Raw genomic sequence first — 22,677 nt, forward strand, 5'->3', positions numbered from 1 at the left:
GGGGGGCGGCCACACGAAGTGGGCAAGCCTGGGGGCGAGCAAAGGATCCTTGATGAGTTTTTCAGGTTTTGTTGTTCAGTTGCTCAACGGTTTGGCCGGCGCGTCCTCGCTCTTCTTCGTGGCGGCCGGTCTCTCGTTGATCTTCGGCGTGACGCGCATCGTCAACTTCGCCCATGGTTCGTTCTTCATGGTGGGCATCTATCTCGCGTACACGCTCGTCGACAAGCTGGGCTCGAGCCTGGGCTTCTGGCCTGCGCTGCTGATCGCCGCGCTGGCGGTCGGCGTGCTCGGTGCGCTGATCGAGGTGCTGCTGCTGCGCCGCATCTACAAGGCGCCGGAGCTGTTCCAACTGCTGGCCACGTTCGCGCTGGTGCTCGTCATCAAGGACGCGGTGCTGTGGCTCTGGGGCCCCGACGAACTGCTCGGTCCGCGCGCGCCCGGCCTCAAGGGCTCGGTCGAGATCCTCGGGCGGCAGTTTCCTTCCTACGACCTGTTCCTGATCGTCATCGGCCCGGTGGTGCTGGGCCTCGTGTGGCTGCTGCTCACCCGCACGCGCTTCGGCACGCTGGTGCGCGCCGCCACGCAGGACCGCGAGATGGTCAGTGCGCTGGGCGTCAACCAGGCCTGGCTCTTCACGGCAGTGTTCGCGCTCGGCGCGCTGCTCGCGGGCCTCGGCGGCGCGCTGCAGCTGCCGCGCGAACCCGCCACGCTGGAGATGGACCTGAACACCATCGGCGCCGCCTTCGTGGTCGTGGTGGTCGGCGGCATGGGCTCGCTGCCCGGCGCCTACATGGCCGCGCTGCTCATCGCCGAGATCAAGGCGGTGTGCATCTGGCTCGGCGTGGTGCAGATCTTCGGCATCGACGTCTCGTTCTCCAAGCTCACGCTGATGGTCGATTTCCTCGTGATGGCCATCGTGCTGGTGTGGCGCCCCTGGGGCCTGTTCGGCCGTCCGCAGGCACCCAGCCGCTACGTGGGCATGCAGGAAGAGCCGCTGCGCCGCCCGGGCAGGGCCTATGTGGTGGCGGCCGCAGTCTTCGCGCTGGTGCTGGCGGTGCTGCCGTTCCTGACGGTGAACTCGCCCTACACCACGGTGCTGATGATCGACCTGATGATCGCGGCCCTCTTCGCCACCAGCCTGCACTTCATCATGGGGCCGGCCGGCATGCATTCCTTCGGCCATGCGGCGTACTTCGGCCTCGGCGCCTACGGTGCGGCGCTGCTGGTGCGCGCGCTGCACCTGCCGATGGAACTCGCGCTGATCGTCGCGCCGCTGGTGGCGGCGCTCGGCGCCTTCGTCTACGGCTGGTTCGCGGTGCGGCTGTCGGGTGTGTACCTGGCGATGCTCACGCTCGCCTTCGCGCAGATCACCTGGGCCATCACCTATCAGTGGGACAGCTTCACCGGCGGCAGCAACGGCCTGACCGGCGTGTGGCCTTCCGAGTGGCTTTCCGACAAGCAGGCCTACTACTGGCTCACACTGGTGCTCGTGGGCCTCGGCGTGTGGTGGCTGCGGCGCGTGCTGTTCTCGCCCTTCGGCTACGCGATGCGCGCGGGCCGCGACTCGGTGCTGCGCGCCGACGCCATCGGCATCGACGTCAAGCGCATGCAGTGGGTGGCGTTCATCATCGCGGGCACCGTGGCGGGCCTGGCGGGTGCGCTCTTCGCCTTCTCCAAGGGCAGCATCTCACCGGAGACGCTGTCGGTCGGCAAGTCGGTCGACGGCCTCGTGATGGTGCTGCTCGGCGGCATCCAGACGCTCGCGGGCCCGGTGGTCGGTGCCGTCACCTTCACCTGGCTGCACGACACCGTGGCGCGCAACACAGACTACTGGCGCGCGATGCTCGGCGCCATCATCCTGATCCTGGTGCTGCTGTTCCCGCAGGGCATCGCGGGCTCCATCAAGCAGCTTGCGGACCGCTGGCGCGCGCCGAAGGAAGGCGAAGCCGAAAAGACCGAAGCCAAGGCCAAGCTCGAGGAGGTGAAGGCATGAGCAACACGCTCCTCAAGGTCGAGAACCTCGGCAAGTCCTTCGGCGGCGTGAAGGCCGTGGACGGCATCAGCTTCGAGCTGCCGCCCGGCGAGCTGCTCGCGCTCATCGGGCCCAACGGCGCGGGCAAGTCGACCACCTTCAACATGGTCAACGGCCAGCTGAAGGCCGACCAGGGCTCCATCACGCTCGATGGCCAGGAACTCGTGGGCCGCAAGCCGCGCGAGATCTGGCGCATGGGCGTGGGCCGCACCTTCCAGATCGCCGAGACCTTCGCCTCGCTCACCGTGGTCGAGAACGTGCAGATGGCGCTGCTGTCGCACGACCGCAAGCTCTTTTCCACATGGCGCCGTGCCGCCGACCACAAGCGCGAGGAGGCTCTGGCGCTGCTCGACCAGGTCGGCATGAAGTCGCAGGCCGACCGGCCCTGCAGCGTGCTGGCATACGGCGACGTGAAGCGCGTCGAGCTCGCCATCGCAATGGCCAACTCGCCCAAGCTGCTGCTGATGGATGAGCCCACCGCCGGCATGGCGCCCAAGGAGCGCAACTCGCTCATGGCGCTGACCAAGGAACTCGTCATCCAGCGCGGCATGGCCGTGCTCTTCACCGAGCACAGCATGGACGTGGTGTTCGCGTACGCCGACCGCATGATCGTGCTGGCGCGCGGGCGCCTCATCGCCCAGGGCAAGCCGCTGGAGATCCGCGACCATCCCAAGGTGCAGGAGGTGTACTTCGGCACCGGCAAGACGTTCGAGAAGAAGATCGCCGAGAAGGCCGCAGCCATTGGAGAAGCAGTATGAGCACGCATGAACCTCTCCTGCAGGCCAAGGCACTGTGCGCCTGGTACGGCGCCGCGCAGATCCTCTACGACGTCGATCTCGAAGTGCGTCGCGGCGAAGTGGTCGCGCTCATGGGCCGCAACGGCGCGGGCAAGTCGACCACGCTCAAGGCGCTGATCGGCATGCTCACCAAGCGCCGCGGCGCGGTGCGCTTCCTGGGTCACGACATCTCGAAGAGCGAGCCGCATCATGCGGCGCGCCTGGGCCTGGGCTTCGTGCCCGAAGACCGGCGCGTGTTCACCGATCTCACGGTGATGGAGAACCTCGAGGTCGGCCGGCAGCCCGCGCGCCGCTGGGCCGACGGCAGCGACGCGCCGCTGTGGACGCCCGAGCGCCTGTTCAAGCTCTTCCCCAACCTCGGCGAGATGCCCAACCGCCCGGGCGGGCGCATGAGCGGCGGCGAGCAGCAGATGCTGACCGTGGCGCGCACGCTGATGGGCAACCCGTACCTCGTGCTGCTCGACGAGCCTTCCGAAGGCGTGGCGCCGGTGATCGTCGAGCAGATGGCCAACATGATCCTGGAGCTCAAGGCGCAGGGCGTGAGCATCCTGCTGTCGGAGCAGAACATGCACTTCGCCGAGCTGGTGTCCGACCGCGCCTATGTGCTCGAGAAGGGGCAGATCCGCTATCACGCCACCATGGCCGAGCTTGCGGCCAACGACGAAGTCCGCCGCGCTTACCTGAGTGTCTAGCATGAAGCACACCCCCAGTCTTCGCGCACTTCGTGTCGCTTCGCCAACCCCCTTGCAGGGGGCAACACCGACGGCCCGGCAAAGCCGGTGCCGTGGTGTTCCTGGAAAGTTTCTCTTGTCCTGATTCAAGTTCCCGCTTCCAGTCCTACCAGGAGTCCACGCCATGCATCGCAGAACCCTCGTGAAATCCGCCGCCGGCCTCGGGCTGGCCAGCGGCCTCGGCAGTCTCGGCTTCAACGCCTTCGCGGCCGGCAAGATCAAGCCCGGCGCCAAGGCGGCGCTGATCGTGGTCGACGTGCAGAACTGCTTTCTCGACGGCGGCACGCTCGCGGTGAAGGGCGGCAACGAAGTCATCCCGGTGATCAACGCGCTCGCGCCGGCGTTCGAGAACATCGTGGTCACGCAGGACTGGCACACGGCGGGCCACGCATCTTTCGCCAGCACCTACAGCGGCAAGAAGCCCTTCGAGACCACCAAGCTCAGCTACGGCACGCAGGTGCTGTGGCCCGACCACTGCGTGCAGGGCACCGACGACGCCGCGCTCGGCAAGGACCTGAAGGTGCCCACCGCGCAGCTCGTCATCCGCAAGGGCTTCCACAAGGACATGGACAGCTACTCGGCCTTCGAGGAGGCCGACCACAAGACGGCCACGGGCCTCGCCGGCTACCTTAAGGCGCGCGGCATCAAGACCGTGTTCGTCACCGGCCTGGCCACCGACTTCTGCGTGGCCTGGACCGCGATGGACGCGCGCAAGGCCGGCTTCGAGGCCTACGTGATCGAGGACGCCACGCGCGGCATCGACCTCAACGGCTCGCTGGCGGCGGCCTGGAAGCAGATGACGGCCAAGGGCGTCAAGCGCATCCAGTCGGCCGACATCCAGACCGCCTGAGCGCGCCGCCGTGAAGAAGAACGACAAGAACGGGCAACACACGGATCCACGACGCATGAAGCTTTCCATCACCAGGCGCGCCATGGTCGCGGGCGGCGCCGCCCTTGCATTCGGCCCCGGCCTGCTGCGCACGGCGCGCGCGGACAACGGTGTGAGCGACACCACCATCCGCATCGGCCAGTCGGCCGTGTTCAGCGGACCGGCGAAGGACTTCGGCATCGACTACCGCGCGGGCATCAAGCTGTACTTCGACCGCGTCAACAAGTCGGGCGGCGTGAACGGCCGCAAGATCGAGCTCGTCACCTACGACGATGCCTACGATCCCGCGAAGACGGCCGTCAACACCGCCAAGCTGATCGACGAGGACAAGGTGTTCGCGCTCACCGGCTACGTGGCCACCGGCAACCTCGCGGCGGCAATGCCGCTGGCCGAGAAGGCCGGCGTGCCTATGTTCGCGCCGCTGGTGGGCACCACGTCGTTCCGCACCAAGGTCAACCGCTACCTGTTCCACGTGCGCGCGGGCTACGACCTGGAGCTGCGCAAGATCATCAGCCACCTCTCGACCATCGGCATCCAGTCGATCGCGGTGGTCTACCAGGACAGCGCCTTCGGCAAGTCGAACCTCGCCACCTGCGAGGAGCTGGCGGCCGACTACAAGGTGAAGGTGCTCAAGACCTTCCCGCTGGCCATAACAGCTGAAGACGCCAGGCAGGTCGTCACCGGCCTGGCCGACGCGAAGCCGGGCGCGGTCGTGATGATCATGGCCGGGCGCATGGTCGAAGTGTTCATGCGCGACTACCGCGCCAACGCCGTGGGCGCACCGCTGTACACGCTCTCCGTCGGCATCACCGACGCGGCCGGCTCGGCCAAGCGGCTCGAAGGCAAGCTCGCGGGCCTGGTCACGGCCAGCATCGTGCCGCCGCCGCAGGCGCTGCGGGTGCCGATCGTGGCCGACTACCAGCGCGACCGCGCCGAGTTCGGCGAGAAGATCGACAGCTACACCGCGCTGGAAGGCTACATCGTCGCGCGCGTGATGGTCGAGGGCCTGCGCCGCGCCGGCAAGACGCCCACGCGCGACAGCTTCATCGCCGGCCTCGAGAGCATCGGCAGCACGCGCTTCGGCGACTTCCCCATCGAGTACAGCGCGAAGAACCACAACGGCTCGACCTTCGTCGATCTGGAGATATACGCCCGTGACGGCCAGTTGCGGCGCTGAGCCGCTGCGCCTGCTGGTCAACGGCCGGGCGCAATCGATAGCAGGAGTTCCGCGCGAGGCGACGCTGCTGCACCTGCTGCGCAACGACCTGGGGCTGAACGGTCCCAAGTACGGCTGCGGGCTGGGGCAGTGCGGCGCATGCACCGTGCACGTCGATGGCGTGGCCGCGCGCTCGTGCGTGATTCCGGCGCACGGCGTGGCGGGGCGCGCCATCACCACGCTCGAAGGACTGGGTTCGCGCGGCAGCTGGCATCCGGTGCAGGCCGCCTTCGAGGATGCGCAGGCCGCGCAGTGCGGCTACTGCCTCAACGGCATGGTGATGCAGGCGGCTGCGCTGCTGGCGCGCGACCCGCAGGCCAGCGAGGCGCGCATCCGCGGCGAGCTTTCTGGCAACCTATGCCGCTGCGGCACGCACATCGAGATTCTTGATGCGGTGCAGCGCGCGGCGGTGCGCATGCGCGAGCAACCCGCCACATGACGCGCCGCGCCGATCTTCCGCGCACGCGCGCCGAATTCCTCGCCTCCGACGGCGTGCTGCTGGTGGTACGCGAGACGCCGGCCGCGCCGGTGCCCGCCAAGGGACAGCCGGCCTTCGTCGCCGGCAACCCCGTCGAGGGCGACGAGATCCTTCTTGCGGTATGGGACGACGGCAGCGCCTCGGCGCTCAACGGCCACGTCGACCTGGGCACCGGCATACAGACCGCACTGGGCCAGATCGTGGCCGAGGAACTCGACCTCGGCATGCCCTGCGTGTGCGTGATGCTCGGCGACACCGCGCGCGCGCCCAACCAGGGCGCGACCATCGCCAGCGCGTCGATCCAGATTCATGCGCAGCCCTTGCGGCTGGCGGCGGCACAGGCGCGTGCATGGCTGCTGGCGCGTGCTGCCGAGCGCTTGGGCGTGGCCGTGGATGCGCTGCAGATGCGCAATGGCGTGGTGCGCGTCGCCGAACTGCCCGACCGGCACGTCAGCTATGCCGAACTCGTCGCCGGCCAGCGCACCGTGCTGCGGCTCGATCCGCAGGCGAAGCCCAAGGACCCGGCCGACTACCGCGTGGTCGGCACGCGGCAGGCGCGCGTCGACATTCCGGCCAAGCTTGCGGGAGAGCTCGTGTTCGTGCACGACATGCGGGTGCCTGGCATGCTGCACGGCCGTGTGGTGCGCCCGCCGTATGCCGGCGCGGACCACGGCGAGTTCATCGGCAACACGCTGGAGTCGGTCGACGAATCGTCGATCGCGCACATTCCCGGCATTCGCGCGGTGGTCGTCATCCGCGACTTCGTCGGCATCGTGGCCGAGCGCGAGGAACACGCCGAGCAGGCCCTTCGCGAGCTGCGCGTGAAGTGGAAGCCGTGGCCCGGCATGCCCGACCTGGGCGACCTCGCCCAGGCCCTGCGCGACAACCCCTCGACGCAGCGTCTGCTGGTCGACGAAGGCGACGTGGACGGCGCCATCGCATCGGCCGCGAAGCCCATGCGCCGCACCTACGTGTGGCCCTACCAGATGCATGCCTCCATCGGCCCCTCGTGCGCGCTGGCCGACTGGCAGCCCGCCGACGGCAGCGGCATGCAACTGCGCTGCTGGACCGGCTCGCAGAACCCGCACGTGCTGCGCGCCGATCTCGCGAAGCTCATGGGCGTGGACGACGTGCAGGTCGACGTGGTCCGCATGGAGGCGGCGGGCTGCTACGGCCGCAACGGCGCCGACGACGTGGCCGCCGATGCCGCGCTGCTCGCGCGCGCCGTCGGCGCGCCGGTGCGAGTGCAGCTCACGCGCGAGCAGGAACACGCGTGGGAGCCCAAGGGCGCGGCGCAGCTCATGGAGATCGACGGCGGCCTCATGCCCGACGGCAACGTCGCCGCCTACGATTTCGAAACCTCGTATCCCTCGAACGGCGCGCCCACGCTGGCGTTGCTGCTCACTCGCACCATCGAGCCGGTGGCGCAGGCCTTCGAGATGGGCGACCGCACCGCCCGCCCGCCCTACAGCTACGACAACCTGCGCGTGAAGGTCAACGACATGGCGCCGATCGTGCGCGCCTCGTGGCTGCGCGGCGTGTCGGCGCTGCCGAGTTCGTTCGCGCACGAGTCGTACATCGACGAGCTGGCGACGGCTGCGGGTGTCGACCCGGTGCAGTTCAGGCTGCGGCACCTGCAGGACCCGCGCGCCGTCGAGCTCGTGCAGGCCACCGCGCAGAAGGCCGGCTGGCGCATGCGCACCGGGCCGCAGGAGAACGCCGACGGCGGGCTCGGCGAGGGCGGCGACATTCTCTTCGGCCAGGGCTTTGCGTACGCACGCTACATCCACAGCAAGTGGCCGGGCTTCGGCGCGGCGTGGGCCGCGTGGGTGGCCGACGTGGAGGTCAACCGCAAGACGGGCGAGGTGCATGTGCGCCGCGTGGTGGTGGGGCACGACGCGGGGTTGCTGGTAAACCCGGCGGGCGTCGAGCACCAGGTGCACGGCAACGTGATCCAGACGACGAGCCGCGCGCTGAAGGAGCGCGTGGAATTCGCGCCGCAGCAACAGCAACAGCAGCAGCAGCAGCAGCAGGATGCGGCGACGGGTGCGCAGCTGCCTGGCGTCCTGCCTTCCGGCGTGGTCGCCAGCCGCGAGTGGGGCGGCTACCCGATCATCAACTTCCGCGAAGTGCCGGTGATCGAGGTGATGCACATGCCGCGGCCCGGCGAGCCTTCGCTGGGCGCGGGCGAGTCGTCGTCGGTGCCGGGCACTGCGGCGATCGCGAATGCGATCTTCGATGCGACGGGCGTGCGCTTCAGGGCGCCGCCGTTCACGCCGGAGACGGTGCTCGCGGAATTGAACAAGGGCTTGCTGCCTCCGGCTCCTCCGGGAGATGGCGGCGGAGGCGAACTGCGTGGGAATGGTGATGCCGTCGTGCCCCCATCCGGGCCTTCACCCGGTGCCGGAAGGAGCAATGCGGTCTGGCCTCGGCGCAAGGGGCGGTGGGCCACTGGTGCTGCATTGGTTGTCGGTGGCATCGGCGTCATCGCCGGCCTGCTCGGCTGGCGATCGGCCATCGCGCCGGTGTCGCTCACCGCGCCGGTCTACAGCCAGGCCACCATCGAGCGTGGCCGGGTGCTCGCCTCGGTCGGCGATTGCGCCGTGTGCCACACGGCACCCGGCGGCATGGCCAACGCGGGTGGCCGCGCCATGGACACACCCTTCGGCACGCTCTACACCACGAACCTCACGCCGGATGCCGAGACGGGCCTGGGCCGCTGGTCCTTCAGCGCTTTCCAGCGTGCGATGCGCGAGGGCGTCTCGCGCGACGGGCACTATCTGTATCCCGCATTCCCCTACACCGCTTTCGCGAAGACCAGCGACGACGATCTGCAGGCGCTGTATGCGTACTTCATGTCGCTGCCCGCCGTGCGGGCGGAAACGCCGAAGTCCGAGCTCAAGTTTCCGTTCAGCATTCGCCCGCTGATGGCCGGCTGGAACGCGCTCTTCCATGACCCGGCGCCGATGCAGCCCGTGTCCACGCAGAGCGCGGAGTGGAATCGCGGTGCCTATCTGGTCAACGGCCTGGGGCATTGCGGCGCCTGTCATACCCCGCGCAATGCGCTGGGCGCGGAGCAGGGCGGCAGTGCCTTCCTGTCGGGCGCGATGGTCGATGGCTGGGAGGCGCCGGCGCTCACGCAGCTGGCATCGAAGTCGGCGGTGCCGTGGGATGCCGACGAGTTGTATCGCTACCTGCGTAACGGCCACACGCAGCGGCACGGCGTCGCGGGCGGGCCGATGGCCGAGGTTGTGCGCGAGCTCGCGCAGGTGCCGGACGAGGACATTCGCGCGATGGCCACGTATCTGGGCTCGTTCAACCCCGCGCCGGCCGCGGATCCTGCCGCTGTCGCGCAACAGGTTGTGGGCAACGCGGCGCGCACGCAGGGGCGACTGCTGGGCCCCGCACAGCGCATGTTCGACAGTGCCTGCGCCTCTTGCCACCACGACGGCAACGGGCCCACGCTGCTCGGCGTCAACACGCCGCTCGCGCTCAACAGCAACCTCACGAGCGCGCGGCCCGACAACCTGCTGCGCACCATCCTCGACGGCGTGCGCGAGCCGGCGAGCCGCGACATCGGCTTCATGCCCGGCTTCCGCGATGTGCTCGACGACCGGCAGATCGCCGAGCTTGCCGGCTACATGCGCGCACGCTTCGCGCCGCAGGAGCCCGCGTGGACCGACCTGCCTGCCGAGGTGGCGCGCGTGCGCGCGACGCCGGGGCACTGAGGCCGTAGACAAGGAGGGCCGAGCCGGCCGAGTGGGCTGTTTTCTGCGTGCGCCGCTACGATGCAACGTAGCAGCCACATTCATCACGGAGACACCACGCCATGCCGCTCGATCTTTCCACTTCTTCCAGCCTGCCCCGCGACGCCGGACGCGCCACGCTCGTCGGCCGCCTCTGGCACCCGGGCGTGGGCCCCGTGCTGGTCGCAGTTCACGAAGGTGGCCTGCACGACCTGTCGAAGCTCGCTCCCACCATGAGCGATCTGCTCGAAGGCAACACACCACCTGCGGGAGCGGTTCGCGCCGCACTCAAGAGCAAGAACGCGCCGCGCATCGCCGCGCTCGACGAAGCCCTTGCCAACAGCGACGAGGCCGCGCGCGACACGGGCAAGCCCTGGCTGCTCGCGCCATGCGACCTGCAGGCCATCAAGGCGAGCGGCGTCACATTTGTTGCGAGCCTGCTCGAGCGCGTGATCGAGGAGCAGGCGCGCGGCGATGCATCGAAGGCGGAAGCCACGCGAGCGGCCATCGGCAGCGTGCTCGGCGACAACCTCGCGGACATCGTGCCCGGCTCGCCCGAGGCGATGAAGGTCAAGGAAGTGCTGATAGCGCAGGGCGCTTGGTCGCAGTATCTGGAGGTCGGCATCGGGCCCGACGCGGAGATCTTTACCAAGGCGCCCGTACTTTCAGCCGTCGGTACCGGGGCCGATGTAGGCATTCATCCGGGCTCCGCATGGAACAACCCGGAGCCCGAGGTCGTGCTCGCGGTGAACAGCCGCGGCGAAACATTGGGCGCGGCGCTGGGCAACGATGTGAACCTTCGCGACTTCGAAGGCCGAAGCGCGCTGCTGCTGGGCAAGGCGAAGGACAACAACGCGTCGTGCGCGATCGGCCCGTTCATTCGCCTGTTCGATGAACACTTCGGTATTGCTGACGTGAGGCGCATCACCGTCGAGCTGGAAGTGACGGGGCCCGAAGGCTTCACCCTGGAGGGCTCGAGTTCGCTGTCGAAGATCAGCCGCGACCCGCTCGACCTCGTGGCGCAGACGATAGGAGCCAATCACGCTTATCCGGACGGCTTCATGTTGTTTCTCGGAACGATGTTCGCGCCGACACAAGATCGTCACGGGCCTGGGCAAGGATTCACGCACGTCGTGGGGGACCGCGTGCGCATTGCCGCACCGGAACTCGGTGCCTTGGTGAATCGCGTGATGCATTCGGACAAGGCGCCGATGTGGACTTTTGGTATCAGTGCGTTGATGCGCAATCTGGCTGCGCGCGGTTTGCTCTGATTGGCATGTAGGCGTTCTGTATGAGTTTCAAAAAGGGGTGTACTCCTTAGTAATTCATACGAGTCGTGTTGCAATCTGTTGCTGTTGACCGCATCACTTGTTCCCCTCAAGATTGCTGCTGTTAAGAAACGTTTGAACAAGGGGAGTAGAGGTTGGCGCAGAGCGAGATCGATCTATTGCAGGAGCCCGTCGAGGGCCCGCTACCTTGCGGTGAAGACCTGGAATACGACCCCGATTTCATGGCGTTGCACCAGGCGACGGCGGGCAAGCGCGAACAGCAGTTCGGCTCGACCATCATCCCCGCCGAGCCGCCCGATTGGGCCCGTGTGGAACGCATCGCGAAGCAGCTGTGCTCGCGTACGCGAGACCTGCGCGTGCTGGTGCCTCTCACGCTGGCCTGGACCGAGAGCCGAGGCTTGCCCGGGTATGTAGAAGGTCTGCAACTCGTCGACGTCGTGCTTCAGAGATTCTGGGACGACGTGCATCCACGCGTCGTCGACGACGGCTTCGAAGACCCGCTGCCGCGCATGAATGCGCTGGCCGCATTGGCCGAAGCCGAAGGACTGGGACGCAGCGTGCGCGATGCGCGGCTGCTCGACGAAGGCGCAGGCGCGTCGATGAGCCTGCGCCAGGTCGAGGCCTTGCTCGATTCGAGCAAGACCGATCATCAGATCGATTACCCCGGCGGTATCGGCCGGTTGAAGGACGCGGTGCGGCGCGCGCAGGACAAGGCGGCGCCACCTGTGGTGGCATTGCGCGCGGCGCTGGAGTTGCTGCAGCGAATTCGCGAGACCTGCGAGCGCGCGCTGGGACAGAGCTGGGCGCCCGATTTCTCGCGGCTCGAGCGTTCGTTGCGCACCGTTGCCCAACTGTTGCCGGAGCAGGCGCATGTCGAGGCGGCAGTGGCCGGCGAAACCCACGCCGAAGCCGTTGCGCAAGAGGGCGGTGCGGCCGGGACCGTGGCGAATGGTGCTGTTGGCGGTACTGCGGCAAATGTCGGTACCGGCCTACGTCAGGTATTTATTAAGGATATTGAAATATCGAGCCGTGAAGATGTGCAGGTGCTGCTCGAGAAGGCTTGCCAGTTCATGGAACGCACGGAGCCCAGCCATCCGGCGCCCATGCTCATACGCAGGGCGCAGCGGCTGCTGGATCTCAACTTCTTCCAGATCATCGAAGAGCTCGTGCCAGAGGGATTGCAAAAGATAGAGAGCCTTGCAGGACGTCCGTTGAACGGGGGCAGCGCGGAGTAACAGGCGGAGGCCGTCGCGGGCCCCGCGAGCCGAGAGGCCGGCCGGGGGTCGTACCCACACGCATTACAGATTCAAGAGGAAGCTTATGGCAGACAACCGTGTCAGAAACAGTGGTCAGAAGTTCATTGCGCGCAACCGCGCGCCGCGTGTGCAGATCGAGTACGACGTCGAGATCTACGGCAGCGAGCGCAAGATCCAGCTGCCCTTCGTGATGGGCGTGATCGCCGATCTCGCGGGCAAGCAGATCGACCCGATGCCCGACCTCGCCGAGCGAGAGTTCATGGCAGTGGACATCGACAACTTCGACGAGCGCATGAAGGCCATCAAGCCGCGCGTTGCCTTCCAGGTGCCCAACACGCTCACCGGCGACGGCCAGATGAACGTCGACATCACCTTCGACAGCATGGACGACTTCTCGCCCGCGCGCATCGCCCGCCAGGTCGGCGCGCTGCAGCAGCTGCTCGAGGCGCGTACCGAACTGTCGAACCTGTTGTCGTACATGGACGGCAAGAACGGCGCCGAACAGCTGATCGCGCAGGCGCTGCAGAACCCGGCACTGCTGAAGTCGCTGGCATCGGCCCCGAACCCCGCCGTTGCAAAGGCAGTGGAAGCCGCGAACGAAAAGGCCGGCACGCCCGGCACGTCTTCCGAATAAGCGCGAGCAGCAGCAAGGACCGCCATCATCATGAGCACCGCCCCCAAACAGACCACCGCGCGCGCACCGGCTTCCGTCGAGACGCTGGAGCCGAACGAGTTCTCGAACCTGCTGCAGCGCGAGTTCAAGCCCAAGACCGACCAGGCCCGCGAGGCGGTGGAAAACGCCGTCAAGACGCTGGCCGTGCAGGCGCTGGAAAGCACCGTCACGGTCTCCAACGATGCGTACCGCACCGTTCAGGCCATCATTACCGAGATCGACCGCAAGCTCTCGGAGCAGATCAACCAGATCCTGCACCACGAGGAGTTCCAGCAGCTCGAAGGCGCATGGCGCGGCCTGCACTATCTGGTGAACAACACCGAGACCGACGAGCAGCTGAAGATCCGCGTGATGTGCGCATCCAAGCGTGAAGTCGCTCGCTCGCTCAAGCGCCACAAGGGCATCGGCTGGGACCAGAGTCCGCTCTTCAAGAAGATCTACGAAGCCGAGTACGGCCAGTTCGGCGGCGAGCCTTTCGGCGCACTGATCGGCGACTTCCACTTCGACCACAGCCCGCCCGACGTCGAGATGCTCGGCGAAATGGCCAAGATCGCCGCGGCCGCGCACTGCCCCTTCATCGCCGGCGCTTCGCCCACCGTGATGCAGATGGATTCGTGGCAGGAGCTTTCGAACCCGCGCGACCTGACCAAGATCTTCCAGAACACCGAACACACCGCATGGCGCTCGCTGCGCGACTCGGAAGACGCGCGCTACATCGGCCTGGCCATGCCGCGCTTCCTGGCTCGCCTGCCGTATGGTGCGCGCACCAACCCGGTCGACGAGTTCGAGTTCGAGGAAGAGACCGACTCCGCAGCCCACAACCGCTACACCTGGGCCAACTCGGCCTATGCGATGGGCGTGAACATCAACCGCTCGTTCAAGCAGTATGGCTGGTGCACGTCGATCCGTGGCGTGGAATCGGGCGGCGCTGTCGAGAACCTGCCCACGCACACCTTCCCGACCGACGACGGTGGCGTGGACATGAAGTGCCCGACCGAGATCGCCATCAGCGACCGCCGCGAGGCCGAGCTCGCCAAGAACGGCTTCATGCCGCTGGTGCACCGCAAGAACTCCGACTTCGCGGCCTTCATCGGCGCGCAGTCGCTGCAGTTGCCGGCCGAGTACTACGACGCCGACGCCACGGCCAACGCGAACCTCGCGGCACGCCTGCCGTACCTGTTCGCCTGCTGCCGCTTCGCGCACTACCTGAAGTGCATCGTGCGGGACAAGATCGGTTCGTTCCGCGAGCGCGAGGACATGGAGCGCTGGCTCAACGACTGGATCATGAACTACGTCGACGGCAGCCCCGGCACCTCGTCGCAGGACACGAAGGCAATGAAGCCGCTGGCGGCGGCGGAAGTCCAGGTGGAAGCCATCGAGGACAACCCCGGCTACTACGCCGCCAAGTTTTTTCTCCGGCCGCACTATCAGCTCGAAGGGCTGACGGTGTCGTTGCGGCTGGTTTCGAAGCTGCCATCCAACAAGAAGGACAGCAGCTAATTCAACGGCGTCCCGGAATCGGGCGCAAATAACTCTGGGGGTTTAAATCATGGCAGTAGACATGTTCATGCGCGTTGAAGGCGCAAACGGCGAATCGAAGGACTCGAACCACAAGGAGTGGACGGACATCAAGTCGTTTGCGTGGGGAGCAACGCAGCCTGGCAACATGGTCAGCGGCGGTGGCGGTGGCGTTGGCAAGGCCAGCTTCAACGACCTGCAGGTTCTGGCGCGCATCGACAAGGCGGCACCGTCCGTCATGAAGAACTGCGCAAGCGGCAAGCACCTGGGCAAGGTGGAAGTGTCGGTGTGCAAGGCCGGTGGTTCGCAGATCGAGTACACGCGCGTCACGCTCGAAGAAGTGCTGGTGACCTCGGTGCAGTACACCGCCGAACAGGGCTCGGACGCCGTGTTCGTGCAGTACGCCTTCCAGGCCGCCAAGGTGAAGCAGCAGTACTGGGAACAGACCGACAAGGGCGGCAAGGGCGCCGAGACGGTGCTGGCCTGGAACATCAAGGAAAACAAGGAGTCCTGATCTCCTTTTCCGATGCGCGGCCGGCCTTTCGGGCCGGCCGCGACGTTTTTCCCGACGGCCTCCACGGCCGTCCTTCGCACGGCGGCATTCTCAACGTTCGCGCCGCGTGCCAGCAAGTCAGCGAGGAAGCTTCATGGGCGATGGGTTTGCAGTACTGGGCGAGCGCTCAGTGGCCGAGCACACCGAATGGGTACAGCGGCAGATCCGCTCCAATCCCCAGAATGCAGGCTTGCGTCTTGCCTTGTGCCACTTTCTCGCATTGCGTGGAGAGTGGCAGCGGGCCGAAGACCAGCTCAAGCTCGCCACCAAGCTGGATCCCACTTTCACGCCCGCCAGCGTCACCTGCTCGATGGCGCTTTCGGGTGAACGCCACCGCAGCGAGTTCTGGTCGGGCGGACGCGCTCCGGCCATCGTCGGCGGCAATGCCGAATGGGTCGAGCAGCTGATCGCCGCCGCAGCCCTGCCAGCGGATCGTGCCGAGGAAGCCGCGGCCCTGCGCGAAAGCGCGCGGCAGGCCGCGCCCGCACTGAATGGCAGGCTCACCAGCGTCGACCGCTCCGATTCGCGTGCCGCGCAGGCACTTGATGGCGAGCCGGTGCAGCACAGCGATTTCGAATGGCTCTGCGACGGCGACGTGCGCATCGGTACCGTGTTCGAGTTGCTCACGCCCTCGGGCTACGCATGGCTGCCGCTGACGGAAGTGCGCCGCGTCAAGTTTTCCCGGCCGCAGCACCTCGTCGACCTGCTGTGGGCCCCCACCGAATTCGAACTGCACGACGGCCGCGCGCTCAACGGCCTGGTGCCGGTGCGCTATCCGGGCCAGCTCGAGGGCCTCGACGACGAGGCCGCGCTGGGCCGCCGCACCGACTGGCTGCCGCTGGCCGGCGAAGAGCAGTACGCAGGCCTGGGCCAGCGCACGCTGATCAGCGAGGCCGGCGACCATTCGCTGCTCGACCTGCGCCTCATCGAGATCTCGCGCGAGGGCAGCGCCGGATGAGCGGAATGATGGACACCGACGGCGACCAGCAGGAAAGCGTCGCGCGCGACCGCCTGCAGCCGGTGCTGCTCGACCGCCTCACCGACAAGGCGCCGCAGACCCGACAGGAGCGCGCGGGGGCCTTCCTCATGAGCGGCAGGCTGCTGCGCGACTCGGTGCTGCGCGACCTGCAGTGGCTGCTCAACACCACCAACTTCGGCGCCGAGCACAACATCAACACCATGCCGCGCGCGCGCCGCTCGGTGCTGAACTTCGGCGTTCGCGGCTGGGCCGGCGGGCGCATGTCCGAAGTCGACTTCGCCGATGTCGAGGCCGCCATCCGCGCGGCCATCATCGACTTCGAGCCGCGCATCATGAAAGACAGCATCGACGTGCGCTGCGTGACCGATGCGACCGACCTCGAGCACCACAACCTGCTCGCGCTGGAGATCCGCGGCACCTTGTGGTCGGTGCCGTATCCCATCGAATTCATCCTGCGTTCCGAACTCGATCTCGAAAGCGGGCACATGGTCCTTCGGCCTACCGGAGGCCTCTGATGGATGCCCGGCTGCTGGACTACTACAACCGCGAGCTCACCTACATGCACGAGCTCGGGGCCGAGTTCGCGCAGCGCTACCCGAAGATCGCGGGCCGCCTCGGCATGCGAGGCATCGAGGTCAGCGACCCGTACGTGGAGCGGCTGCTCGAAGGCTTCAGCTTCCTCACCGCGCGCATCCAGCTCAAGATGGACGCCGAGTTCCCGCGCTTCTCGCAGCGGCTGCTCGAAGTGGTGTACCCCAACTTCCTCGCACCGCTGCCCGCCATGGCGGTGGTGCAGATCGACGGCAACCTCAACGAAGGCTCGCTGAAGGCCGGCTACGAACTGCCGCGCCACACCATCCTGCGCGGCCGGATGATCAAGGGCGAGCAGACGGCCTGCGAGTTCCGCACCGGCCATGCCGTCACGCTGTGGCCCATCCGCATCGCCGAGGCCGGCATCGGGCCGGTGCCGGCGGAGATCGCGCATGCGATGCCCATGGTCGCCCGGCAGGCGAAGAGCGCCATCACCATCAAGCTCGAAGCAGTGGGCGGCGCGCGCTTTGCCGACATGCCGCTGGACCGGCTCGAATTCTTCCTCTCGGGCGCGGAGCTGCATGCGCTGCGCATGCTCGAACTCTCGACGCACCACAGCGTCGGCGTGGTGTGCCGCAGCGGGCCCGGCACCACGGCGCGCATCGTGCCGCTGGGTGACGATGCCATCAGGCACGAGGGCTTCGAGCCCGACCAGGCGCTGCTGCCCTATGACGCGCGTTCGTTCCAGGGCTACCGCCTGCTGCACGAGTACTTCGCCTTCCCCGACCGCTACCTGTTCTTCAGCGTGAACAAGCTGCGTGCGGCGGTCGCGGCCATGGGCGGCACGACGATGGAAATTGTGATCCTGCTCGACCGCGCGGATGCCGACCTCGAACGCCTGGTCGACGCCAAGCATTTCTCGCTGTTCTGCACGCCCATCATCAACCTCGTGCCGCGCCGCAGCGACCGCATTCCGGTGGGGCCGGGCCAGCACGAGCACCATGCGGTGATCGACCGCACGCGTCCGCGCGACTTCGAGATCTTCACGGTAGAGCGCGTCACCGGCCACATGGCCAACGGCTCGGAGGAGCGCGAATTCCGGCCCTTCCTCGGCTCCTTCGCGGCCGACGATGGCGACTTCGGCGCCTACTTCTCGCTGCGCCGCGAACCGCGCCTCGTGTCGGACCGCGCGCGCGCGCAGGGTACGCGCACCAGCTACACCGGCAGCGAGGTCTATGTGTCGCTCGTCGACCAGCACGACGCGCCGTTCCCGCACAGCCTGCGCCACATCACGCTCGACGCGCTGTGCACCAACCGCGACCTGCCGCTGCTGCTGCCGACCGGGCTCGAATCCGACTTCACGCTGCGCGTGTCCGCGCCCGTTCGCTCCATACGCATCCTGCGCGGGCCTTCGCGGCCCTACCCGGCGCTGGCCGAGGGCGCGCTCACCTGGCGCCTCATCAGCCACCTGGGCCTCAATTACCTGAGCCTCACAGACGTCGACCCCACGCAGGGCGCGGCCGCGCTGCGCGAGATGCTCGACCTGTACGGCAACCTCGCCGACCCCTCGGTGCGCCGCCAGATCCAGGGCGTGCGCTCGATGGCGCTGGCGCCGGTGTTCCGCCGCCTGCCCGAGCCCGGCCCGATCGTGTTCGGCCGCGGCGTGGAGATCGCGCTCAAGATCGACGAGGTCGCGTTCTCGGGCGCGAGCCCGTATCTCTTCGGCGCGGTGCTGGAGCAGTTCTTCAGCCGCCACGTGTCGCTCAACGCGTTCACGGAATTCGCGCTGGCCAGCCTGCAGCGCGGCGAAATCGCGCGCTGGACCCCGCGCGTGGGACGTCGCCCCGCCGTATGAGCGAAACGGGCTTCACCGACGCGGTGCAGCAGCACCAGGAGCAGCAGGAAGCCGCTTCGGCCGGACATGCGCAGGGCGTGGTGCCGGACGCGGCAGAGATCGCCGTCGATCACGAGGTCCTCCAAGCGTCCGCGCAAGGAGCAGGCCTGCCCCCCGCGCGCGGGATCGCGCAGGCCGACCCGGAGCTCTGGGCCAGGCTGCTCGAGCAGCCCTTCGAGCACGACCTTTTCATGCTGCTGCGCCGCCTGGACGCGCAGGACGACCATCCGCTGCTGGGCCGCGCGCCACGCCCGCTCGACGAGCCGCTGCGCCTCGGGCAGGAGCCCTCGATGGCCTTCGCGCCATCGAACGTCTCGGGCGTCGAGGCCGACAGCGACGGGCCGCCGCGCATCTCGATCTACGGCTTCGGCCTGTTCGGCCCCAACGGCCCGCTGCCGCTGCACCTGACGGAGTACGCGCGCGAGCGCAAGCGGCACCACGCCGACAACACCATCAGCGCGTTCGCCGACCTGTTCCACCACAGGCTCATCCTGCTGTTCTACCGGGCCTGGGCCGACGCCCAGTCGGTCAACAGCCTGGACCGCACCGATGGCCACCGCTTCGTCGACTACGTCGCGAGCCTCATGAACATGGGCCAGCCCGGCCTCAAGGAGCGCGACCGCATCGCCGACCATGCGCGCACCTTCATGGCGGGCCACCTCGTTCGCCAGACGCGCAACCCCGAAGGGCTGATCCAGATCATGCGGCTCTACTTCGACGTGCCGGTGCGCATCGACGAGTTCGTGAGCGACTGGGTGATGATCGACGAGCGCCAGGTCAGCCGCATCGGCACGCTCGGGCGCAACCACCGGCTCGGAGGCGGCGCCACCATCGGCCTCGCGGTGCGCGACGCGCAGAGCAAGTTCCGCCTCGAACTCGGTCCGCTCTCGCAGGAGCAGTACCGCGAGTTCCTGCCGGGCAGCAAGCGGCTGCAGCAGGTGGTCGACTGGGTGCGCCAGTACGTCGGCATCGAGTTCGCGTGGGAGCTGCGGCTCGTGCTCAAGAAGCAGGACGCGCACGGCATGCGGCTCAACAGCAACCAGCGGCTGGGCTGGGGCAGCTGGCTGGGCACGCGCATGTCCGACACCGACGCTGGCGACATGCTGTTCCAGCCCGAAGCATTGTTTTCCCGTTCCGCATCGGCGGCTCCTACCGATGCATTCCTTACCCGCTCTTCCGCAACTTCGCGCGAGACGCCGACGACATGACCACATCACGGTCTTTTCGCGAAACACCGTGGAACCGGCTCTGCCGGGCCACAGGTGTTGCCCCCTGCAAGGGGGTTGGCGTAGCGACACGAAGTGCGCGAAGACTGGGGGTTAGCTTTAATCCATGACCGACATCCGCCGCGTCTCCCTGTTCTCGAAGCTCAATCCGATGCTCTACAAGGCATTGGAGACCGCCACCGCCTTCGCCAAGCTGCGCGGCAACGCCTACGTCGAGCTGGTGCACTGGTTGCACCAGATCCTGCAGCAGCAGGACAGCGACATGCTGCGCATCATCAGGCGCGCGGGGCTCAATCTCGACGCGGTCGAGCAGGACCTGGTGCGCGCCCTCGACCGGCTGCCGCATGGCGCCACGTCGATCAGCGACATCTCCGAGCACGTCGACAACGCCGTGGAGCGCGCGTGGGTCTATGCGAGCCTGCGCTTCGAGGCCACCTCGATCCGCGGCGCCTACCTGCTCGCGGGCATCATCAAGACGCCGGGGCTGCGGCAGGTGCTCTCGGGCATCTCGCGCGAGTTCGACAAGATCGTGCCCGACGTGCTGGTGGCGCAGCTGGCCGCATGGACCGAAGGCTCGCCCGAGGACGACTTCGATGCCGCAGCGGCCAGCGCAGCAGGCGGCGCGCCGGCCGCGGCGCACCAGCAGGGCGACGGCCCCGCAGCCGGTGGTTCCGCGCTCGCCAAGTACGCGAGCGACCTCACCGCCAAGGCGCGCGCGGGCGAGCTCGATCCGGTCTATGGCCGCGACGACGAGATCCGCCAGATCATCGACATCCTGATGCGCCGCCGCCAGAACAACCCGCTGCTCACAGGCGAGGCCGGCGTCGGCAAGACGGCGGTGGTCGAAGGCCTGGCCTCGCGCCTCGCCGCGGGCGACGTGCCGCCCTCGCTGAAGGACGTGTCGCTGTGGGTGCTCGACCCCACGCTGCTGCAGGCCGGCGCGGGCGTGAAGGGCGAGTTCGAACAGCGGCTGCGCCAGGTGATCGACGAAGTCGAGAAGAGTCCGAAGCCGATCGTGCTCTTCGTCGACGAGGTGCACACGCTGGTGGGCGCGGGCGGCCAGGCCGGCACCGGCGACGCGGCCAACCTGCTCAAGCCCGCGCTCGCGCGCGGGCGGCTGCGCACCATCGGCGCGACCACCTGGTCGGAGTACAAGAAGTACATCGAGAAAGACCCGGCGCTCACGCGGCGCTTCCAGACCATCCAGGTGCACGAGCCCACCGAGCCCAAGGCGGTGCTGATGCTGCGCGGCATCTCTGCCGAGCTCGAGAAGCATCACGGCGTGCTCATCCTCGACGCCGCGCTCGAGGCGGCCGTGAGCCTGTCGCACCGCTACATTCCCGCGCGCCAGCTGCCCGACAAGGCCGTGAGCCTGCTCGACACCGCATGCGCGCGCGTGGCGCTGAGCCAGCACGCGCTGCCCGCCGCCATCGAAGACCTGCAGCGCCGCATCGAGGTGCTGGGCATCGAGTCGGGCATCGCGGGGCGCGAGGCCGCCATCGGCGTGGGCGAGCACCAGCGCGTGGAAGACATCGCGGCGCAGGTCGAGCAGGCGAAGGCCGAGCTCGAGGTGCTGGAGAAGCGGCGCGTGGAAGAAAGCGCGCTGGTCGAGCGCATCGTCGCGCTGCGCAAGCAGCTCTCGCCGGCGGCAGTGCCGCAAGCTCAGGCCGAGGCATCGGACGCGGAAGGCGCCGAGGATGTCGAAGCCGCGGCCAATGCTGACGTGGACCCCGATACGCCTCCCGCCGAACCCCAGCGCACGCCCGACGAAATTCGCGCCGAACTCAACGAAGCGCAGGACAGGCTTTCGCAGCTGCAGGGCGAGTCGCCGCTCATCCTCGCCGCCGTCGATGCGCAGGCTGTCGCCACCGTGGTGGCCGACTGGACTGGCATTCCCATCGGCCGCATGGTGCGCGACGACGCGCAATCGGTGCTCAAGCTCGGCGAGATCCTCTCGGCGCGCGTGGTCGCGCAGCCCGATGCGCTGGAAACCATCTCGCGCCGCATCCGCACCGCGCGCGCGCGGCTGGACAACCCCAACAAGCCCGTCGGCGTGTTCCTGCTGTGCGGCCCCTCGGGCGTCGGCAAGACCGAGACGGCGCTGGCGCTCTCCGAAGCGCTGTACGGGGGCGAGCAGAACCTCGTCACCATCAACATGAGCGAGTTCCAGGAGTCGCACACCGTCTCCACGCTGAAGGGCGCGCCGCCCGGCTACGTGGGCTATGGCGAAGGCGGCGTGCTTACCGAAGCCGTGCGCCGCAGGCCCTACAGCGTGGTGCTGCTCGACGAGATCGAGAAGGCGCACACCGACGTGCACGAGATCTTCTTCCAGGTCTTCGACAAGGGCTGGATGGAAGACGGCGAAGGCCGCCACATCGACTTCCGCAACACCGTGATCATCATGACCTCGAACGTCGGCACCGACCTGGTCATGCAGCTGTGCGAAGACCCGACCCTGCGCCCCGACCCCGAGCCGCTGGCCGCCGCGCTGCGCGAGCCGCTGCTCAAGGTGTTCGCGCCCGCGCTGCTGGGCCGCCTCGTTGTAGTGCCTTATTACCCGTTGCACGCAGAGGCGTTGCATCGCATCATCCGCCTCCAGCTCGATCGCATCGCGACGCGCCTGCAGGCGAACCACGGCATCGCACTGGCCTACGACGACAGCGCCGTCGAGCTCGTCGCACGCCGCTGCACCGCCATCGAATCGGGCGGCCGGATGATCGACGCGATCCTCACGCACACCATCCTTCCGCGCCTGAGCGAGGAAGTCATCGGTGCCACCGTCAGTGCGCGCAAGCTGAGCGGCGTGCAGCTCAGCGCCGCGGACGACGACTTCCGCTACGAATTTTCCGAAGCGTAAAAAAATAGAAGG

17 protein-coding genes are annotated in these 22,677 nt (G+C 67.7%); all 17 read left to right on the top strand.

All coding sequences use genetic code 11. The annotated features are described in order from the left end of the window. The first annotated feature begins 52 nt into the window (after positions 1-52). The 17 genes from ABL843_RS01310 (at position 53) to tssH (ending at position 22,665) form a co-directional block, all read left to right on the top strand. Positions 53-1,993, top strand: a complete 1,941-nt coding sequence (locus tag ABL843_RS01310) for an ABC transporter permease (protein ID WP_126022498.1) — start codon at positions 53-55, stop codon at positions 1,991-1,993. Next, the gene (locus ABL843_RS01315) at positions 1,990-2,790 is read left to right on the top strand and encodes an ABC transporter ATP-binding protein (protein WP_126022497.1); all 801 of its coding nucleotides are present in this window, start codon (positions 1,990-1,992) and stop codon (positions 2,788-2,790) included. The genes ABL843_RS01310 and ABL843_RS01315 overlap by 4 nt, the downstream gene beginning before the upstream one ends. Then, positions 2,787-3,521, top strand: a complete 735-nt coding sequence (locus ABL843_RS01320) for an ABC transporter ATP-binding protein (protein ID WP_418118715.1) — start codon at positions 2,787-2,789, stop codon at positions 3,519-3,521. Before ABL843_RS01315 ends, ABL843_RS01320 begins: the two co-directional genes overlap by 4 nt. Before the next feature lie 163 nt (positions 3,522-3,684). Beyond that, positions 3,685-4,410: a bifunctional nicotinamidase/pyrazinamidase gene (gene pncA / locus ABL843_RS01325; protein WP_184640486.1), complete on the top strand. Its 726-nt coding sequence runs from the start codon at positions 3,685-3,687 to the stop codon at positions 4,408-4,410. Between the two features lie 55 nt (positions 4,411-4,465). After that, complete coding sequence (locus tag ABL843_RS01330) at positions 4,466-5,626, top strand: ABC transporter substrate-binding protein (protein WP_375792100.1); 1,161 nt, start codon at positions 4,466-4,468, stop codon at positions 5,624-5,626. Next, a complete protein-coding gene (locus ABL843_RS01335) occupies positions 5,604-6,104 on the top strand; it encodes a (2Fe-2S)-binding protein (RefSeq protein ID WP_126022494.1) in 501 nt (166 codons plus the stop codon). The genes ABL843_RS01330 and ABL843_RS01335 overlap by 23 nt, the downstream gene beginning before the upstream one ends. Further along, positions 6,101-9,871: a molybdopterin cofactor-binding domain-containing protein gene (locus ABL843_RS01340; protein WP_418118716.1), complete on the top strand. Its 3,771-nt coding sequence runs from the start codon at positions 6,101-6,103 to the stop codon at positions 9,869-9,871. The genes ABL843_RS01335 and ABL843_RS01340 overlap by 4 nt, the downstream gene beginning before the upstream one ends. Before the next feature lie 101 nt (positions 9,872-9,972). Next, positions 9,973-11,160, top strand: coding sequence for a fumarylacetoacetate hydrolase family protein (locus ABL843_RS01345; protein ID WP_418118717.1), 1,188 nt, complete (start codon positions 9,973-9,975; stop codon positions 11,158-11,160). A 152-nt stretch (positions 11,161-11,312) separates the two neighbouring features. After that, positions 11,313-12,413, top strand: a complete 1,101-nt coding sequence (tssA, locus tag ABL843_RS01350) for a type VI secretion system protein TssA (protein WP_418118718.1) — start codon at positions 11,313-11,315, stop codon at positions 12,411-12,413. 85 nt (positions 12,414-12,498) lie between these two features. Beyond that, the gene (gene tssB, locus ABL843_RS01355; RefSeq protein WP_184640478.1) at positions 12,499-13,068 is read left to right on the top strand and encodes a type VI secretion system contractile sheath small subunit; all 570 of its coding nucleotides are present in this window, start codon (positions 12,499-12,501) and stop codon (positions 13,066-13,068) included. 30 nt (positions 13,069-13,098) lie between these two features. Then, a complete protein-coding gene (gene tssC, locus ABL843_RS01360) occupies positions 13,099-14,607 on the top strand; it encodes a type VI secretion system contractile sheath large subunit (RefSeq protein ID WP_019658415.1) in 1,509 nt (502 codons plus the stop codon). 49 nt (positions 14,608-14,656) lie between these two features. After that, positions 14,657-15,139, top strand: a complete 483-nt coding sequence (locus tag ABL843_RS01365) for an Hcp family type VI secretion system effector (protein WP_126022489.1) — start codon at positions 14,657-14,659, stop codon at positions 15,137-15,139. A gap of 133 nt (positions 15,140-15,272) precedes the next feature. Then, positions 15,273-16,136 (top strand): type VI secretion system accessory protein TagJ, encoded by an 864-nt coding sequence (locus ABL843_RS01370; protein ID WP_418118719.1) that lies wholly within the window; start codon positions 15,273-15,275, stop codon positions 16,134-16,136. An 8-nt stretch (positions 16,137-16,144) separates the two neighbouring features. Beyond that, a complete protein-coding gene (gene tssE / locus ABL843_RS01375; RefSeq protein WP_126022556.1) occupies positions 16,145-16,672 on the top strand; it encodes a type VI secretion system baseplate subunit TssE in 528 nt (175 codons plus the stop codon). Further along, entirely contained in the window at positions 16,672-18,543 is a 1,872-nt protein-coding gene (gene tssF, locus ABL843_RS01380) for a type VI secretion system baseplate subunit TssF (RefSeq protein ID WP_418118720.1), read from the top strand. Before tssE ends, tssF begins: the two co-directional genes overlap by 1 nt. Then, the gene (gene tssG, locus ABL843_RS01385; RefSeq protein ID WP_418118721.1) at positions 18,540-19,790 is read left to right on the top strand and encodes a type VI secretion system baseplate subunit TssG; all 1,251 of its coding nucleotides are present in this window, start codon (positions 18,540-18,542) and stop codon (positions 19,788-19,790) included. Before tssF ends, tssG begins: the two co-directional genes overlap by 4 nt. Before the next feature lie 124 nt (positions 19,791-19,914). Continuing rightward, positions 19,915-22,665 carry a type VI secretion system ATPase TssH gene (tssH, locus tag ABL843_RS01390; protein ID WP_418118722.1) on the top strand — a complete coding sequence of 917 codons (2,751 nt, stop codon included), beginning with the start codon at positions 19,915-19,917 and terminating at the stop codon, positions 22,663-22,665. Positions 22,666-22,677 lie beyond the last annotated feature (12 nt).

Source organism: Variovorax sp. 350MFTsu5.1 (genome assembly GCF_048302515.1).
Taxonomy (GTDB): Bacteria; Pseudomonadota; Gammaproteobacteria; order Burkholderiales; family Burkholderiaceae_C; genus Variovorax; species Variovorax guangxiensis.